Below are 12,908 nucleotides of genomic sequence, written 5' to 3'. Positions count from 1 at the left end.
GTCGCGGCCCCCGCCGACCCGACCCCGCTCGGCGACGCAGCGCCGGCGCGGCGACCCGGCACCCCGCTCGACTGAGCCGGTCGGGGCGAAGTCGCGCCGTTCCGGCCACCGGGCCGTCCGGTTTGCACGAAAGTGCTCAGAGTGGGGGCGGACCGGGACGACGCGGCGGAGACGGGCACCGTCGTCACGCCCTCGGCCGAGTTCCCGCCGCTCGGCGACGAGGAACGCGCGGCGCTCGGCCGGATCGGCGAGCGCTGGCGCGGCCCGCGCCGCGCCGACGACCTGCCGGTCGACCCGACGCTGGGACGGCACGACCACCACCCGGCGCCGACCCGGTTCGGGCGGCTCGCGCCGATCGACATGTTCACCGTGGCGCAGCCGGACGAGCTGGTCGCCACCGGTGCGGCCGACCTGCCCGGCGACCGGACCGGCCGGGCCGCCGCCCGGACCCGCCGGGCGCTGCTCGGGCCGCCGCTGTCCAGCGCGTCGGTGCTGTACGAGCGGATGCGCAAACTCGTCGCGCTGCCGGTGCTCTCGTCGGACCTGCTCAGTTCCGTGGCGTACGGGCCGGAGGCGATGCTCGCGGTGCTGGTGCTGGCCGGGAGCGCCGCGCTCGGATTGGCCCTGCCGCTCGCCGCCGTACTGGTGCTGCTGATGATCGCCGTCGGCCTCTCCTACCGGCAGACCATCCCGGCCTACCCGCACGGTGCCGGCTCGTACATCGTCGCGGGGGACAACCTCGGGCGTACGCCGGGCCTCGCCGCCGCGGCCGGGCTGATGCTCGACTACGTGCTGACCGTGTCCGTGTCGGTGGCGGCCGGGGTGCACGCGGTCACCTCGGCGCTACCAGGGCTCGATCCGTGGGCGGTGCCGCTCGGGGTGCTGGTGATCGTCGTGCTGCTCGCCGGGAACCTGCGCGGCGTCCGCACCGCGGGGAACATCTTCGTGCTGCCCACGTACGCGTTCGTGGTGGTGCTTGTCGCGGTGCTGGCGATCGGGTACGCGAAGGCCGCCTCGCGGGGTTTCGCGCCGCTGCCGCCGCCCTCGGTGCCCGCCGCCGAGGGCCTGGGCCTGCTGCTGGTGCTGCGGGCCTTCTCCTCCGGCGCGGTGTCGATGACCGGCATCGAGGCGGTCTCCAACGCGGTGCCCGCGTTCCGCCCGACCGAGTGGCGCAACGCCCGCACCACGCTCGGCTGGATGGTCGCCATGCTGGTGACGCTGTTCGCGGGCCTGATCGGGCTGATCCACCTCGACGGACTGGTGCCCCGGGCGGACGAGACGCTGCTGTCCCAGCTCGGCCGGGTCACGTTCCCGAGCGGACCCTGGTACGCGATCCTCCAGGCCACCACCGCGCTGATCCTGCTGCTCGCCGCGAACACGGCGTTCAACGACTTCCCCCGGCTGCTGTTCTTCATGGCCCGGGACGGGCACGCGCCGCGCCGTTTCCTGCACATGGGCGACCGGCTGGCGTTCAGCAACGGGCTGGTGGCGCTGGCGCTGACCGCAGCGGTCGTGTTCGTCGCGTTCGGCGGGCACACCGAGCGGCTGATCCCGCTCTACGCGGTGGGCGTCTTCCTCGCCTTCACGCTGTCCCAGACCGGGATGGTGGTGCACTGGCGCCGCCGCCGGGGAGCGGGGTGGCGGCGCCGGCTCGCGCTCAACGCGGTCGGCGCGGCGCTGTCCGGGCTGGTGCTGCTGACCGCGGCGGTCGCCAAGTTCACCGAGGGCGCCTGGGTGGTGGTGCTCGCCGTGCCGCTGCTGGTGCTGCTGTTCCGCCGGATCCACAGGCACTACGACCGGCTGCACCGCGCGCTGGCGCTGCATCCGCCGCCGTCCGCGCCACCCGCCGAGTGCGACGAACTGCCCCAGCAGGTACGCCACCTGGTGATCGTGCCGGTGGCCCGGCTGAACCGGGCGTCGCTGCGCGCGCTGGCGTACGCGACGTCACTCGGGCGGCCGACGCTCGCCGTGCACCTCGCTCCCGAGGAGGCCGAGGCGGACCGGTTCCGGGAACAGTGGCGGGCCTGGGGAGACCACCTGCGGCTGGAGACGATCGTGTCGCCGTACCGGTCGGTGATCGGGCCGCTGGCGCACTACCTGGAGGCGCTGCACGCCGCGAACCCGGACCTGACGCTCACCGTGATCGTGCCGGAGGTGGTGCTGCGCCGGCGGCGGTACCGGCTGCTGCACAGCCGCGCCGAGCAGCGGCTACGGGTCGCGTTGCGCGCGCTGCCCGGCGTGGTGGTCACGAGCGTCCCGGTGCACGTGTCGTGACCTCAGACGTCGCGTACCTCCAGCACCCGGGTGGCGGGCGCGGCGTCGCCCAGCTCGGTGCGCAACGCGACGCGCTCCGGGTCGACAAGGAACGCGTCCAGCCCGGCGCGGGCGGCGAACCGGATGACGTGCACCTCGGTCTCCCCGTCGCCGGTGCGCAGCCGCCGTTCCAACTCGCCGCCGTGCCGGCCGAGCAGCGCCAGCACCGCGTCCTCGTAGCGCCGCCCGGCGTCCACGTCGGCGCTCAGGTCGACGAGCGCGACCAGCAGGACCTCTTGCTCCGTGGTCATGTGTCCCCTCGGTGTCGTCAGGCGTCGAGCCCGACGGCCTTCGCGCTGGCCGTCCAGAGCCGGGCGGCCAGCGCCGGATCGGCCGCCTTGGGCCGGGGCCGGTGCGGCTTGCGGTCGGCGTAGTAGCCGCCGTCGGTCAGCCGGGACGGATCCTGGCAGGCCAGCCACACCAGCGTCTCCGCGCCCTTCTCCGGGCTGCGGAACGGCAGCAGCCGCATGCCGAGCGCCACGATCCGGCTCTCGTTGCCGAAGCGGGTCCGCACCACGCCGGGGTGGAACGCGTGCGCCGGCACCTCCGGCCAGCGCCGCGCGGCCTCGGCGGTGAACAGGATGTTCGCCTGCTTGCTGGTGCCGTACGCGCGGAACGGCCGGTACGAGCGCAGCGCGGAATTGAGGTCGTCCGGGTCCAGTACGCCGCTGCGGTGCGCGTCCGAGGCGGTGACCACCATCCGCCCGATCCGGTCTCGCAGCAGATTGCTGAGCAGGAACGGGGCGAGGTGGTTGGCCTGCATGCTCAGCTCGAAACCGTCGACCGTGGTGATCGGCTCCAGCACGATCGCGCCCGCGTTGTTGGCGAGCACGTCGATCCGGTCGTACCGCTCGCGCAGCCGTTCGGCGAGCCCGCGTACGTCGTCGAGCACCGCGAAGTCGGCGCGGAACAGCTCCGGCTGCTCGCCGCAGCACTCGCGGACCCGCTCGCCCGCGGCGCGCAGCCGGGCCGGGTCGCGGCCGACCAGCACCACCTGGTCACCGCGGCGCGCCAGCTCCTCGGCGGCGGCCAGGCCGATGCCGGAGCTGGCCCCGGTCAGCACGACGATCCGACGCTCAGTGAGATCTTCCACAGGTCCATTCACCCCGGTCACGGCACGAGGTTACCGTGGCGTCACCACGCCCTTTGGGATCGTTAAGTTCTCGAAATCCACCGCTGCGCCGGCACCCGCGCCGGACGCTGGAAGGAGCGCATCCATGACCGCTGTCGGTCGTCCCCGCCGATCCTGCCTGGCGGTGCCCGGCTCCAGCGTCAAAATGCTCGGCAAGGCCCAGGGCCTTCCCGCCGACCAGGTCTTCCTGGACCTGGAGGACGCGGTCGCCCCGCTCGCCAAGCCGGACGCGCGCAAGAACATCGTGGCCGCGCTGAACGAGGGCGACTGGACGGGCAAGACCCGCGTGGTCCGGGTGAACGACCTGACCACGCCGTGGACCTACCGGGACGTCATCGAGGTGGTCGAGGGCGCCGGGGCGAACCTGGACTGCATCATGCTGCCGAAGGTGCAGAACGCCGAGCAGGTGCACTGGCTGGACCTGCTGCTCACCCAGATCGAGAAGACGCTCGGCCTGGAAGTGGGCCGGATCGGCATCGAGGCGCAGATCGAGAACGCGGCCGGGCTGGTGAACGTGGACGCCATCGCCGGCGCCTCGCCCCGGGTCGAGACGATCATCTTCGGCCCGGCCGACTTCATGGCCTCGATCAACATGAAGTCGCTCGTGGTCGGCGCGCTGATCCCGGACTACCCGGGCGACCCGTACCACTACATCCTGATGCGCATCCTGATGGCCGCGCGGATGCACGACAAGCAGGCCATCGACGGCCCGTTCCTGCAGATCCGGGACGTGGACGCGTTCCGCGAGGTGGCGAAGCGCTCGGCGGCGCTGGGCTTCGACGGCAAGTGGGTGCTGCACCCCGGCCAGATCGACGCCGCGAACGAGGTCTACTCCCCGGCGCAGGCCGACTACGACCACGCCGAGCTGATCCTCGACGCGTACGACTACTACACCTCGGAGGCCGGCGGGAAGCTCGGCGCGGTGATGCTCGGCGACGAGATGATCGACGAGGCGTCCCGCAAGATGGCGCTGGTGATCGCCGCGAAGGGCCGCGCCGCCGGCATGTCCCGCACGTCCACGTTCACGCCGCCCGCGTCCTGACCGCGCGCCGGGCCGCCTCCACGCCGGGGGCGGCCCGATCGCGTCAGTAACTGCTGCTCGTGCTGCTGGCGCCGATCGCGATCACGATCATCACGATGTAGAAGATGATGAAGGCGACCAGCAGGGCGGTCAGGATCCAGCCGACGATGATGGCGGCCTTCGCCATGCCCTCGCCCTGCTCACCGGTCTCCCGGATCTGCTTACGGGCGACGTGGCCCATGATCGCGCCGATCGGTGCGGTGATGCACGAGGTGAAGCCGACGAGCGACAGCACCAGCGCCACGATGGCGAGCGTGTTCGTGCGGGACGCCGGCATCGCATAACCGGGATAGGCGCCGGGCGGGGGATAGGCACCCGGATAGCCGGGCATCGGCGCCGCGTACTGCTCGCCGCCGGGCGGGGCGTAGGGCGACTTCGCGCCCGCGTACGGGTCCGCGACCGGCGCGTACGGGTCGGCCTGCGCGTACGGGTCGGCCGGGCCCGGCTGACCCGGCACGCCCGGCGGGCTCGACTGCTGCCCGGCCGCCAAGGGATCCTGCCAGCCACCGGACGGTGGGGGATAGGTCATCTGATCATCTCCAGGTACGTGGTCGCGCTCAGGGTAGCCATCCCATGCGCGACACGGACGCCCCCTTTCCGGCCACCGCGTTGCCCGTGGGGTCGGCACCGGGCAGGATCCTCGGCATGGCACTTGACGCGCGTGGGGGTCGGTCGCGACGGGACATGAGCCGGCCGGGGTCGGTGCGGCGCCCGCGCGCCGGCGAGCCGGTCGGCGCCGCCGACTCCGAACGGCCGGCGCCGCTGCCGGAACCGGCCACCATGCGCCTGGACGGCCGGGTCGCGCTGGTGACCGGCGCGGGCAGCCCGGACGGCATCGGGTACGCGACCGCGCGCCGGCTGTCCGACCTGGGCGCCCGGGTGGCGATCGTGTCCACCACGAGGCGCATCCACGAACGCGCGGGCGAGCTGGGCGTCACCGGTTTCGTCGCGGACCTCACCGACGAGTCGGAGGTGGGCGCGCTCGCCGACGCGGTGGCCGAGCAGCTCGGCGACGTCGAGGTGCTGGTGAACAACGCGGGCCTGGCGAGCCGGGCCAGCCCGGAGGTGCTGCGGCCGGTGGCGCAGCTGACGTACGACGAGTGGCGCGGCGAGATCGACCGCAACCTGACCACCGCGTTCCTGTGCAGCCGCGCGTTCATCGGCGGCATGGCCGAGCGGGGCTGGGGCCGGATCGTCAACCTGGCCGCCACCGCCGGGCCGGTGAACGCGCTGCCCACCGAGGCGGCCTACGCGGCGGCCAAGGCCGGCGTGGTCGGGCTGACCCGGGCGCTGGCGATGGAGATGATCGCCGACGGGGTGACTGTGAACGCGGTCGCGCCGGGCATCATCCACACCGCGGCGTCCACCATGGCCGAGATCAAGCAGGGCCTCGGTACGCCGGTCGGTCGTCCCGGCACGCCGGACGAGGTGGCCGCGGCGATCGCGTTCCTCTGCTCGCCGGCCGCGTCGTACATCACCGGGCAGATGCTTGTGGTCGACGGTGGCAACAGCGTCCGGGAGGCGCAGTTCCGCTGAGGCGTCAGTAGGTGCTGTTGTCGGAGTTGGCCCAGATCGCCAGCCCGATCCAGCCGCAGCAGACCAGCAGGCCGATCGCGGTGAAGATGTAGCTGAGAACCAGGCCCCAGGTGGCGAGCTGGTCGCCGTCCTCGCCGGTCTGCCGGATCTGCCGCTTGGCCAGGTGGCCGCAGACGATGCCGGCGGGCGCGAAGACGAACGCGAAGACGAGCGACAGGATGGCGAGCACGTTCGTGCCACGGGGTCCCGGCCCCTGGCCGGGTGGCCCGTACTGGCCGTAGGGCGGCTGCGGGGCGTACGGGGGCTGGTGGCCGTACTGCGGGTGCTGCTGGCCGTACTGCGGCTGCCCGTACGGCTGGCCGTGCGACGGCGGCTCGTACGGCGACGGTGGCTGCTCGTCTGTCACAAGCGCCCCTTCCCCCCAGGTCAACGGCCCTCTTACTTGCGGACGCTACCCGTAGCGGTGAACCTTTTCACAGCGGTTGTGTGGACTGGTCACCTTGGCGCGGCCGGTCCCGGGGCCGATACTGACCGAGCGTTCAGTTACCCATGAGTAAGGCGCCGACCCCGGAGGCTGAGATGGCCCGACTCGCCCAGACACCCGGACTGACCGACGTGCAGCGGTCGATCCTGGAAACCGTCCGGGAGTTCGCCGACAAGGAGATCATCCCGCACGCGCAGCGGCTGGAGCACGCCGACGAGTACCCGAGCGACATCCTCGACGGCATGCGCGAGATGGGGCTGTTCGGCCTCACCATCGACGAGGAGTACGGCGGCCTGGGCGAGTCCCTGCTGACCTACGCGCTGGTGGTCGAGGAGCTGTCCCGGGGCTGGATGTCGATCTCCGGCATCGTCAACACCCACTTCATCGTGGCGTACCTGATCTCGCAGCACGGCTCCGCGGACCAGAAGGCCCGGCTGCTGCCCCGGATGGCCACCGGCGAGGTACGCGGCGCGTTCTCGATGTCGGAGCCGGAGTGCGGTTCCGACGTCTCGGCGATCAAGTCGAAGGCCGTGCGCGACGGCGACAACTACGTCCTCAACGGCCAGAAGATGTGGCTCACCAACGGGGCGTACTCCTCGGTGGTCGCCACCCTGGTCAAGACCGACACCGGAGCCGACTCGGTCTACGGCAACATGAGCACCTTCCTGCTGGAGAAGGAGCCCGGCTTCGGCGAGACCGCGCCCGGCCTCACCATCCCCGGCAAGATCGACAAGATGGGCTACAAGGGCGTCGAGACCACCGAGATGGTGCTCGACGGCGTCACGGTGCCCGCCTCCGCCGTCCTCGGCGGCGAGGAGAAGGTCGGCCGCGGCTTCTACCAGATGATGGACGGCATCGAGGTCGGCCGGGTCAACGTCGCCGCCCGCGCCTGCGGCATCTCGATCCGGGCGTTCGAACTCGCGGTCGCGTACGCCCAGCAGCGCCACACCTTCGGCCAGCCGCTCGCCAAGCACCAGGCCGTCGCGTTCAAGCTCGCCGAGATGGGTACGAAGATCGAGGCCGCGCACGCGCTCATGGTCAACGCGGCCCGGCTCAAGGACGCCGGCCAGCGCAACGACGTCGAGGCGGGCATGGCGAAGCTGCTCGCGTCCGAGTACTGCGCCGAGGTGGTCCAGGAGGCGTTCCGGATCCACGGCGGCTACGGCTACTCAAAGGAGTACGAGATCGAGCGCCTGATGCGCGAGGCGCCGTTCCTGCTCATCGGCGAGGGCACCTCGGAGATCCAGAAGACGATCATCTCGCGCGGCCTGCTCAAGCAGTACAAGCAGTAAGGATCACCGTTCCGCCACGCCGGAGGCCGGTTCCGGGGGAGCCACCGGCAACCCCACCGCCAGCGTCTCCGGCGTGGTCCGGAACCGCTCGATCGCGGCGATCAGCCGCTCGTCCGGCACGGCCAGGTCGCGCCCGCCGATCAGCGGCCGGGGCAGCCGTTCCGGTTCCAGGCGGAGGTGCACACCGCCGCCACGCTCGCCGGACCGCTGCGCGCCACGGATCCCGGACCACGGATACCAGTCCCCGTCGTACCGGAGTCCGCCGCCGGTCAACGCCAGCCGGCCGGTGAACCGCACCTCGCTGTGGACGACCCAGCCCAGGCCGAGGGCCACGGCGCCCAGCACCAGCGGTCGCCACGGCTCGACCTGCGGCCAGCGCTCGGTCAGGAACGAGAACCCGCCGAGCACCACCACGAGGCCGAGCGCCACGTCCGCGGTCAGCCCCAGCCATCCCGCCGCCGACCGCCGGGCCATCAGCCCCGGTTCGGCGCCGTGCGGCCCGGCTACCCGGGGTCGCCAGACCAGCCGGCCGGTCCGCCGTGGCCGCCAGTACCGCTGCGCCAGGTGCACCAGGCCCACCAGCCACACCGTGCCACGAATCGCGCTGAGGTCCGACGGGTCCAGCGCGAGGAGAACCCGGCCGCTCACCGCGGCCGCCGCCGCACCGGCCAGGAGCGCGAGCAGCCTGCGGGACCAGAGCCCGTCGCGGCCGGGCACCGCCGCAGCCGCCATCGGGCCGGGACCGGACATGCCCGAAGGGTACGCGCCGCGTGCCGCGTCGTCAGGCTGACGTGCCGCCGGATGTACGGGTCAGGCCGGCGGCGGCCCGCTCGACGATGAGGCACTTGTCCTCGACGTAGTCGAGGCCGGCCTCCTCGGCGATCCGGCGCGCCTCGTCCGAGTAGATCCCGAGCTGCAACCACACCGCCGGGGCACCGATCGCCACCGCCTGCCGGACCACGTCGACCGCGTCGCGGGCCGGGCGGAACACGTCGACCAGGTCGACCGGGTGCGGGATGTCGGCGAGCGTCGGGTACGCCTTCTCGCCGAACAACTCGTCCACTGTCGGGTTGACCGGGATGATCCGCCAGCCGTGCCGTTGCATCTCCAGCGGTACGCGGTGCGCGGCCTTGCCCGGGTCGCGGGAGGCGCCCACGACGGCGATCACGGCGGAGTCGGCGAGGATCTGCTGTGCGGAACGCATCCCCCGAGACTAGCCCCGCCGGTGCGGGTTCTCCCCGCTAGAGCAGGGAGAGCTGCTCGGCGGCCGGTGCGGGCGGCGGGGTCTCGGGCAGCCGGCGATTGTCGCCGGTCTCGCCGCGGTGCAGCCCGTGCCGGCGTGCCGCCATCCGCACCCGCGCTGTCACCTCCCGCTGGTACGCCTGCGGCGCGTACGAGCCGGCCTGGTAGAGCTGCCGGTAGCGGGGCACCAGGTGGGGGAACTCCCGGGCCAGCCAGCGGGCGTACCACTCCCGGGCGCCGGGCCGCAGGTGCAGCGGCAGCGGCGTCACGCCTGCCGCGCCGGAGGCGGCGATTGCCGCGACCGTGGCGTCGATGGACTCCTCGTCGTCGCTGAGGCCGGGCAGGATCGGCGCCATCAGTACGCCGACGGAGAAGCCGGCGTCGGTGAGGGTGCGGACCGCGTCGAGGCGGCGGCGCGGGCTCGGCGTACCAGGCTCGGCCGCCCGCCAGAGCGCCTCGTCGACGAACCCCACCGAGTACGACACACCGACCCGGGTCACCTCGGCGGCCTGGCGCAGCAGCGGCAGGTCGCGCAGCAGCAGCGTGCCCTTGGTCAGGATGGAAAACGGGTTCGCGAAGTCCCGCAGCGCCTCGATGATCGGCGGCATCAGGCGGTAGCGGCCCTCGGCCCGCTGGTAACAGTCCACGTTGGTGCCCATCGCGACGTGCGCGCCGCGCCAGCGTGGGGCGGCCAGCTCGCGGCGGACCAGCTCGCCCGCGTTGACCTTGACGATCACCTTGCGGTCGAAGTCGGCGCCCGGGTCCAGGTCGAGGTAGGTGTGGGTGTTGCGGGCGAAGCAGTTGTGGCTGACCACGCCGTTGGCGATGAAGTCGCCGGTGCCGGTGGTGATGTCCCAAAGCGGAAGCTCCAGGCCGAGGTCTTCGACGGCGGTCACCTGGAGTCGCGCCGCGCACTTGAGCGCCATGCCCTCGATCGAGCGACGGGCGGTGACGGCCGGGTCGGTGAGGTGGAAGAAGCGCAGCCGCTCCGGCAGCCCGCCGGTCAGCCGGAGCTGACGCGCCGCACCCGGTGCGCCCGGCACGTCGAGCGCCCACCGGAAGCCGAACCGGTCCAGCGCGCCGGCCGCGCGGGCCCGGCTCTCGTCGTCGGCGACGCTGATCCGGAACACGCCCCGGTGACAGGTGCCGACGGCGTCGAACATGCCGGCCAGGTAGCCCAGTGCCCAGTCGTCCGTCGCTTCGTCGGGTGGCGTGAACAGCCCGGTGACGACGTCGGCCGGGCCGGCTGTGCGTACCACTGTGGTCGTCGCCCGGCGGCCCACCCGGGCGACGGTGGCCCGCTCGACGGTGACGCCTGCGTCGGTCAGGTAGTGCTCGGCCCGGTCCAGCGCCTCCGCCTCGGCGGTGGCCAGCCGGAACCGGGTGTCGCGCCGGTGACCGGCGGGGTCGTCGTCGCGGACCAGGGCGTGCAGGTAACCCCGGCGGTAGTCGGCCGAGCGCTTCGGTGCCACCACGAACCCGCCGGTGCCGAGCAGGCGGTTGCGGGTGGTCAGGTGCGGACGGCGTCCGCCGCCGCGCATGGTCCCGGTGACGTGCTTCCAGCCGCGTTCGGTGAGGAACCGGTGGTCGCCGCTGGCGACGAGCGTGGTGCCGTCGGCGAGGGTGATCCGGTAGGCCCGCTTCACCGTCGACCACTTGTCGAGCACTGTGGTGACGACGTAGTGGCGGTAGGCGCCGCTGCGCCGGGTGCCGTAGATCCGGTCGCCGGGCTCCAGCTCGCTGATCGCCCTGGTGCGGCCGTCGGCCATCAGGATCGGTGTGTCGCCGCCCAGGCAGTAGACGCAGGCGTGCGAGCAGCCCCGGTAGGGGTTGATCGTCCACTCGAACGGCACGCGTGACTGGCCGGGCACCCGGTTGATGATCGACTTGGCGTGGACCTCGTAGAAGGTCATGCCGGCGAAGTCGGGGGTGTCGAACGTGCGGGTTACGGCGCCGGGCAGCGCCAGCGGCAGGGGTGGAGCCGCCGGCGCCGCCCGATCGGGAGTCCCCTCGTCCGGGGGAGCGGAGAGGTTGTCCCAGCGCATGGAGTCATTCGAACACGTGTTCGAACATTGCGCAAGCGAGCCGCGCCGGCACGGGGCACGCCGCCGGCCGGCACCCCGTAGGGCACCGGCCGGCGGCGTGCGGAACGTCAGTGGTTGTGCTCGGCCAGCTTCTTGCGGACGTCGTCCATGTCCAGCGCCTGGACCTGCTCGATGAGGTTCTCCAGCGCCGACTCCGGCAGCGCGCCCGGCTGGGCGAAGACGATCACACCGTCACGGATCGCCATGATCGTCGGGATGGAGCTGATGTTGAACTTGGCCGCCAGCTCCTGCTGCGCCTCGGTGTCGACCTTGCCGAAGGCGATCTCCGGGTGCTTCTCCGAGGAGCGCTCGTAGACCGGGGCGAAGCGCTTGCACGGGCCGCACCAGTCCGCCCAGAAGTCGAGCAGGACGATCCCGTCGCGCCCGGTCACCTCGTCAAAGTTGGCCGTGGTCAGCTCAACCGTTGCCATTTGCTCTCTCCGATCACCGCGGATTGTCGTACGTCCGGTGGAACCAGGGTCAGTCCGTCCGAATTCCCGTCGCGCGGGTGACGAAACGCTGAGCGCCCGGACGGTGACCCTGGGCACATCGAACACCATCTGTTCGCTCCGTTCGTGCGGAACGCAAATGCACGCCGCACTTGCGTGACGGGACGTGATGGGAGCGTTTCCAAGGAGATCACGCTCAGTTGCGGCTACGTATCGGTAACTTTGGGCTTGACAAGCATCTATCCGGCCTGCGGAGATCGCTTACCGACCTCGTGTCGGTTACTTTGAGTAGTGTTACGAAAAGATAAATGTGACCTCCGTCTCTGTCGGCGACGGGTAGTCGTACGGCAGAATTCTTCGCATCAGAGCGTGGGCGGCGGGTGCCGGGGAGGGCCCCGCCGCTCATTGCGTCCGGACCTCGGTGGCCCCCGGTGTGACATTTCCGCCGGGCGAGCGCCCCGCCCCTCGCCTTAACAAGCGATAAGGCATGCTGTGCCGAACTCCATCGCCGCCCGTGAAGGGGACAAGGATGCAGTTCGGCCGCTACTACGAGGAGTTCGAGGTCGGCGCGGTCTACCGGCACTGGCCGGGCAAGACGGTCACCGAGTACGACGACCACCTCTTCTGCCTGCTCACCATGAACCACCATCCGCTGCACATGGACGCGCACTACGCCGAGTCCGCCTCGCAGTTCAAGCGCAACGTGGTGGTCGGCAACTACATCTACTCGCTGCTGCTGGGCATGTCCGTACCGGACGTCAGCGGCAAGGCGATCGCCAACCTGGAGATCGAGTCGCTGCGGCACGTCGCGCCGACGTTCCACGGCGACACCATCTACGGCGAGACGACGGTGCTGGACAAGCGGGAGTCGGCCTCGAAGCCCGACCGCGGCGTGGTCGCGGTCGAGACCCGCGGCTACAACCAGGACGGCACGCTCGTCTGCGTGTTCCGCCGCAAGGTCATGGTCCCCAAGCAGGAGTACGCGGCAGCCGCCGTCCCGGACGGCGTCGACCCGGAGCGCCCCAGCTTCCCCGAGCCGCGCTGACCTCGCGTTCCGTCCGGCCACCGGGCCTCGTTCTCCGTTCGGCGGGGACGGGGCCCGGACCTCGTCCGGGGGCTTATGCTCGGGCTGGAGGTGCCCATGAGCCACTCCGTAGCCGGAGAGCCGCCTTCCGCCGGTCGCCGCGCCGCACCGCTCACCACCGCCGCCTACTCCGCTGCGGAGTGGGACCTGCTGACCGACCTGCCGGGCCGCGTCCTCGTCGCCGCCGCCGCACCCGGCCCCGGCCGGCCGC

The 12,908-nt window shown here is 72.0% G+C and carries 13 protein-coding genes; 5 read left to right on the top strand and 8 right to left on the bottom strand.

Going from position 1 to position 12,908, the window contains the following annotated elements:
* Positions 1–141 precede the first annotated feature (141 nt).
* Positions 142–2,274, top strand: coding sequence for an APC family permease (locus tag AC2CHG_RS25500; RefSeq protein WP_484525739.1), 2,133 nt, complete (start codon positions 142–144; stop codon positions 2,272–2,274).
* Positions 2,275–2,276: 2 nt separating this feature from the next.
* Here AC2CHG_RS25500 and AC2CHG_RS25495 read toward each other — a convergent pair whose 3' ends face one another.
* Together AC2CHG_RS25495 and AC2CHG_RS25490 are read right to left on the bottom strand one after the other, a co-directional pair.
* Positions 2,277–2,564, bottom strand: a complete 288-nt coding sequence (locus AC2CHG_RS25495) for a hypothetical protein (RefSeq protein WP_262012662.1) — start codon at positions 2,562–2,564, stop codon at positions 2,277–2,279.
* 17 nt (positions 2,565–2,581) lie between these two features.
* A complete protein-coding gene (locus AC2CHG_RS25490; protein WP_269696076.1) occupies positions 2,582–3,406 on the bottom strand; it encodes an SDR family NAD(P)-dependent oxidoreductase in 825 nt (274 codons plus the stop codon).
* Between the two features lie 124 nt (positions 3,407–3,530).
* Here AC2CHG_RS25490 and AC2CHG_RS25485 point away from each other — a divergent pair, with 124 nt between their 5' ends.
* Positions 3,531–4,487 carry an HpcH/HpaI aldolase/citrate lyase family protein gene (locus AC2CHG_RS25485; protein WP_135243191.1) on the top strand — a complete coding sequence of 319 codons (957 nt, stop codon included), beginning with the start codon at positions 3,531–3,533 and terminating at the stop codon, positions 4,485–4,487.
* 43 nt (positions 4,488–4,530) lie between these two features.
* Here the strand turns inward: AC2CHG_RS25485 and AC2CHG_RS25480 are convergent, their stop codons facing one another.
* Positions 4,531–5,055, bottom strand: a complete 525-nt coding sequence (locus AC2CHG_RS25480; RefSeq protein WP_484525738.1) for a DUF4190 domain-containing protein — start codon at positions 5,053–5,055, stop codon at positions 4,531–4,533.
* Positions 5,056–5,171: 116 nt separating this feature from the next.
* Here AC2CHG_RS25480 and AC2CHG_RS25475 point away from each other — a divergent pair, with 116 nt between their 5' ends.
* Entirely contained in the window at positions 5,172–6,062 is an 891-nt protein-coding gene (locus tag AC2CHG_RS25475; protein WP_184977396.1) for an SDR family NAD(P)-dependent oxidoreductase, read from the top strand.
* Positions 6,063–6,066: 4 nt separating this feature from the next.
* Here AC2CHG_RS25475 and AC2CHG_RS25470 read toward each other — a convergent pair whose 3' ends face one another.
* Positions 6,067–6,468, bottom strand: a complete 402-nt coding sequence (locus tag AC2CHG_RS25470) for a DUF4190 domain-containing protein (RefSeq protein WP_262012659.1) — start codon at positions 6,466–6,468, stop codon at positions 6,067–6,069.
* 173 nt (positions 6,469–6,641) lie between these two features.
* Between AC2CHG_RS25470 and AC2CHG_RS25465 the strand changes: the two genes are divergently transcribed.
* A complete protein-coding gene (locus AC2CHG_RS25465) occupies positions 6,642–7,838 on the top strand; it encodes an acyl-CoA dehydrogenase family protein (RefSeq protein ID WP_073825580.1) in 1,197 nt (398 codons plus the stop codon).
* A gap of 3 nt (positions 7,839–7,841) precedes the next feature.
* On the opposite strand, the gene AC2CHG_RS25460 is transcribed toward AC2CHG_RS25465, so the two are convergent.
* The 4 genes from AC2CHG_RS25460 to trxA all read right to left on the bottom strand — a co-directional run bounded on the left by AC2CHG_RS25460 (position 7,842) and on the right by trxA (position 11,595).
* Entirely contained in the window at positions 7,842–8,588 is a 747-nt protein-coding gene (locus AC2CHG_RS25460) for a hypothetical protein (RefSeq protein ID WP_262012658.1), read from the bottom strand.
* A gap of 31 nt (positions 8,589–8,619) precedes the next feature.
* The gene (locus AC2CHG_RS25455; RefSeq protein ID WP_357207784.1) at positions 8,620–9,042 is read right to left on the bottom strand and encodes a CoA-binding protein; all 423 of its coding nucleotides are present in this window, start codon (positions 9,040–9,042) and stop codon (positions 8,620–8,622) included.
* 37 nt (positions 9,043–9,079) lie between these two features.
* Positions 9,080–11,125: an intein-containing Rv2578c family radical SAM protein gene (locus AC2CHG_RS25450; RefSeq protein ID WP_262012656.1), complete on the bottom strand. Its 2,046-nt coding sequence runs from the start codon at positions 11,123–11,125 to the stop codon at positions 9,080–9,082.
* A gap of 107 nt (positions 11,126–11,232) precedes the next feature.
* The gene (gene trxA, locus AC2CHG_RS25445) at positions 11,233–11,595 is read right to left on the bottom strand and encodes a thioredoxin (RefSeq protein ID WP_135243197.1); all 363 of its coding nucleotides are present in this window, start codon (positions 11,593–11,595) and stop codon (positions 11,233–11,235) included.
* Positions 11,596–12,142: 547 nt separating this feature from the next.
* On the opposite strand from trxA, the gene AC2CHG_RS25440 reads away from it, so the two are divergent.
* Positions 12,143–12,658 (top strand): MaoC family dehydratase, encoded by a 516-nt coding sequence (locus AC2CHG_RS25440; protein WP_120571765.1) that lies wholly within the window; start codon positions 12,143–12,145, stop codon positions 12,656–12,658.
* The last annotated feature ends 250 nt before the right edge of the window (positions 12,659–12,908 follow it).

The organism is Micromonospora sp. ATLC20 (genome assembly GCF_057196585.1).
Note: the sequence above shows the minus strand (reverse complement) of the source record. Positions and strands in the feature narration are given on the sequence as shown.

Excerpts from the sequence above, each read along its gene's own strand:
- AC2CHG_RS25485 (WP_135243191.1), top strand. The coding sequence starts at position 3,531 with ATGACCGCTGTCGGTCGTCCCCGCCGATCCTGCCTGGCGGTGCCCGGC.
- AC2CHG_RS25450 (WP_262012656.1), bottom strand. The coding sequence starts at position 11,125 with ATGCGCTGGGACAACCTCTCCGCTCCCCCGGACGAGGGGACTCCCGAT.
- AC2CHG_RS25475 (WP_184977396.1), top strand. The coding sequence starts at position 5,172 with ATGGCACTTGACGCGCGTGGGGGTCGGTCGCGACGGGACATGAGCCGG.
- AC2CHG_RS25495 (WP_262012662.1), bottom strand. The coding sequence starts at position 2,564 with ATGACCACGGAGCAAGAGGTCCTGCTGGTCGCGCTCGTCGACCTGAGC.
- AC2CHG_RS25440 (WP_120571765.1), top strand. The coding sequence starts at position 12,143 with ATGCAGTTCGGCCGCTACTACGAGGAGTTCGAGGTCGGCGCGGTCTAC.
- AC2CHG_RS25480 (WP_484525738.1), bottom strand. The coding sequence starts at position 5,055 with ATGACCTATCCCCCACCGTCCGGTGGCTGGCAGGATCCCTTGGCGGCC.
- trxA (WP_135243197.1), bottom strand. The coding sequence starts at position 11,595 with ATGGCAACGGTTGAGCTGACCACGGCCAACTTTGACGAGGTGACCGGG.
- AC2CHG_RS25465 (WP_073825580.1), top strand. The coding sequence starts at position 6,642 with ATGGCCCGACTCGCCCAGACACCCGGACTGACCGACGTGCAGCGGTCG.
- AC2CHG_RS25455 (WP_357207784.1), bottom strand. The coding sequence starts at position 9,042 with ATGCGTTCCGCACAGCAGATCCTCGCCGACTCCGCCGTGATCGCCGTC.
- AC2CHG_RS25460 (WP_262012658.1), bottom strand. The coding sequence starts at position 8,588 with ATGTCCGGTCCCGGCCCGATGGCGGCTGCGGCGGTGCCCGGCCGCGAC.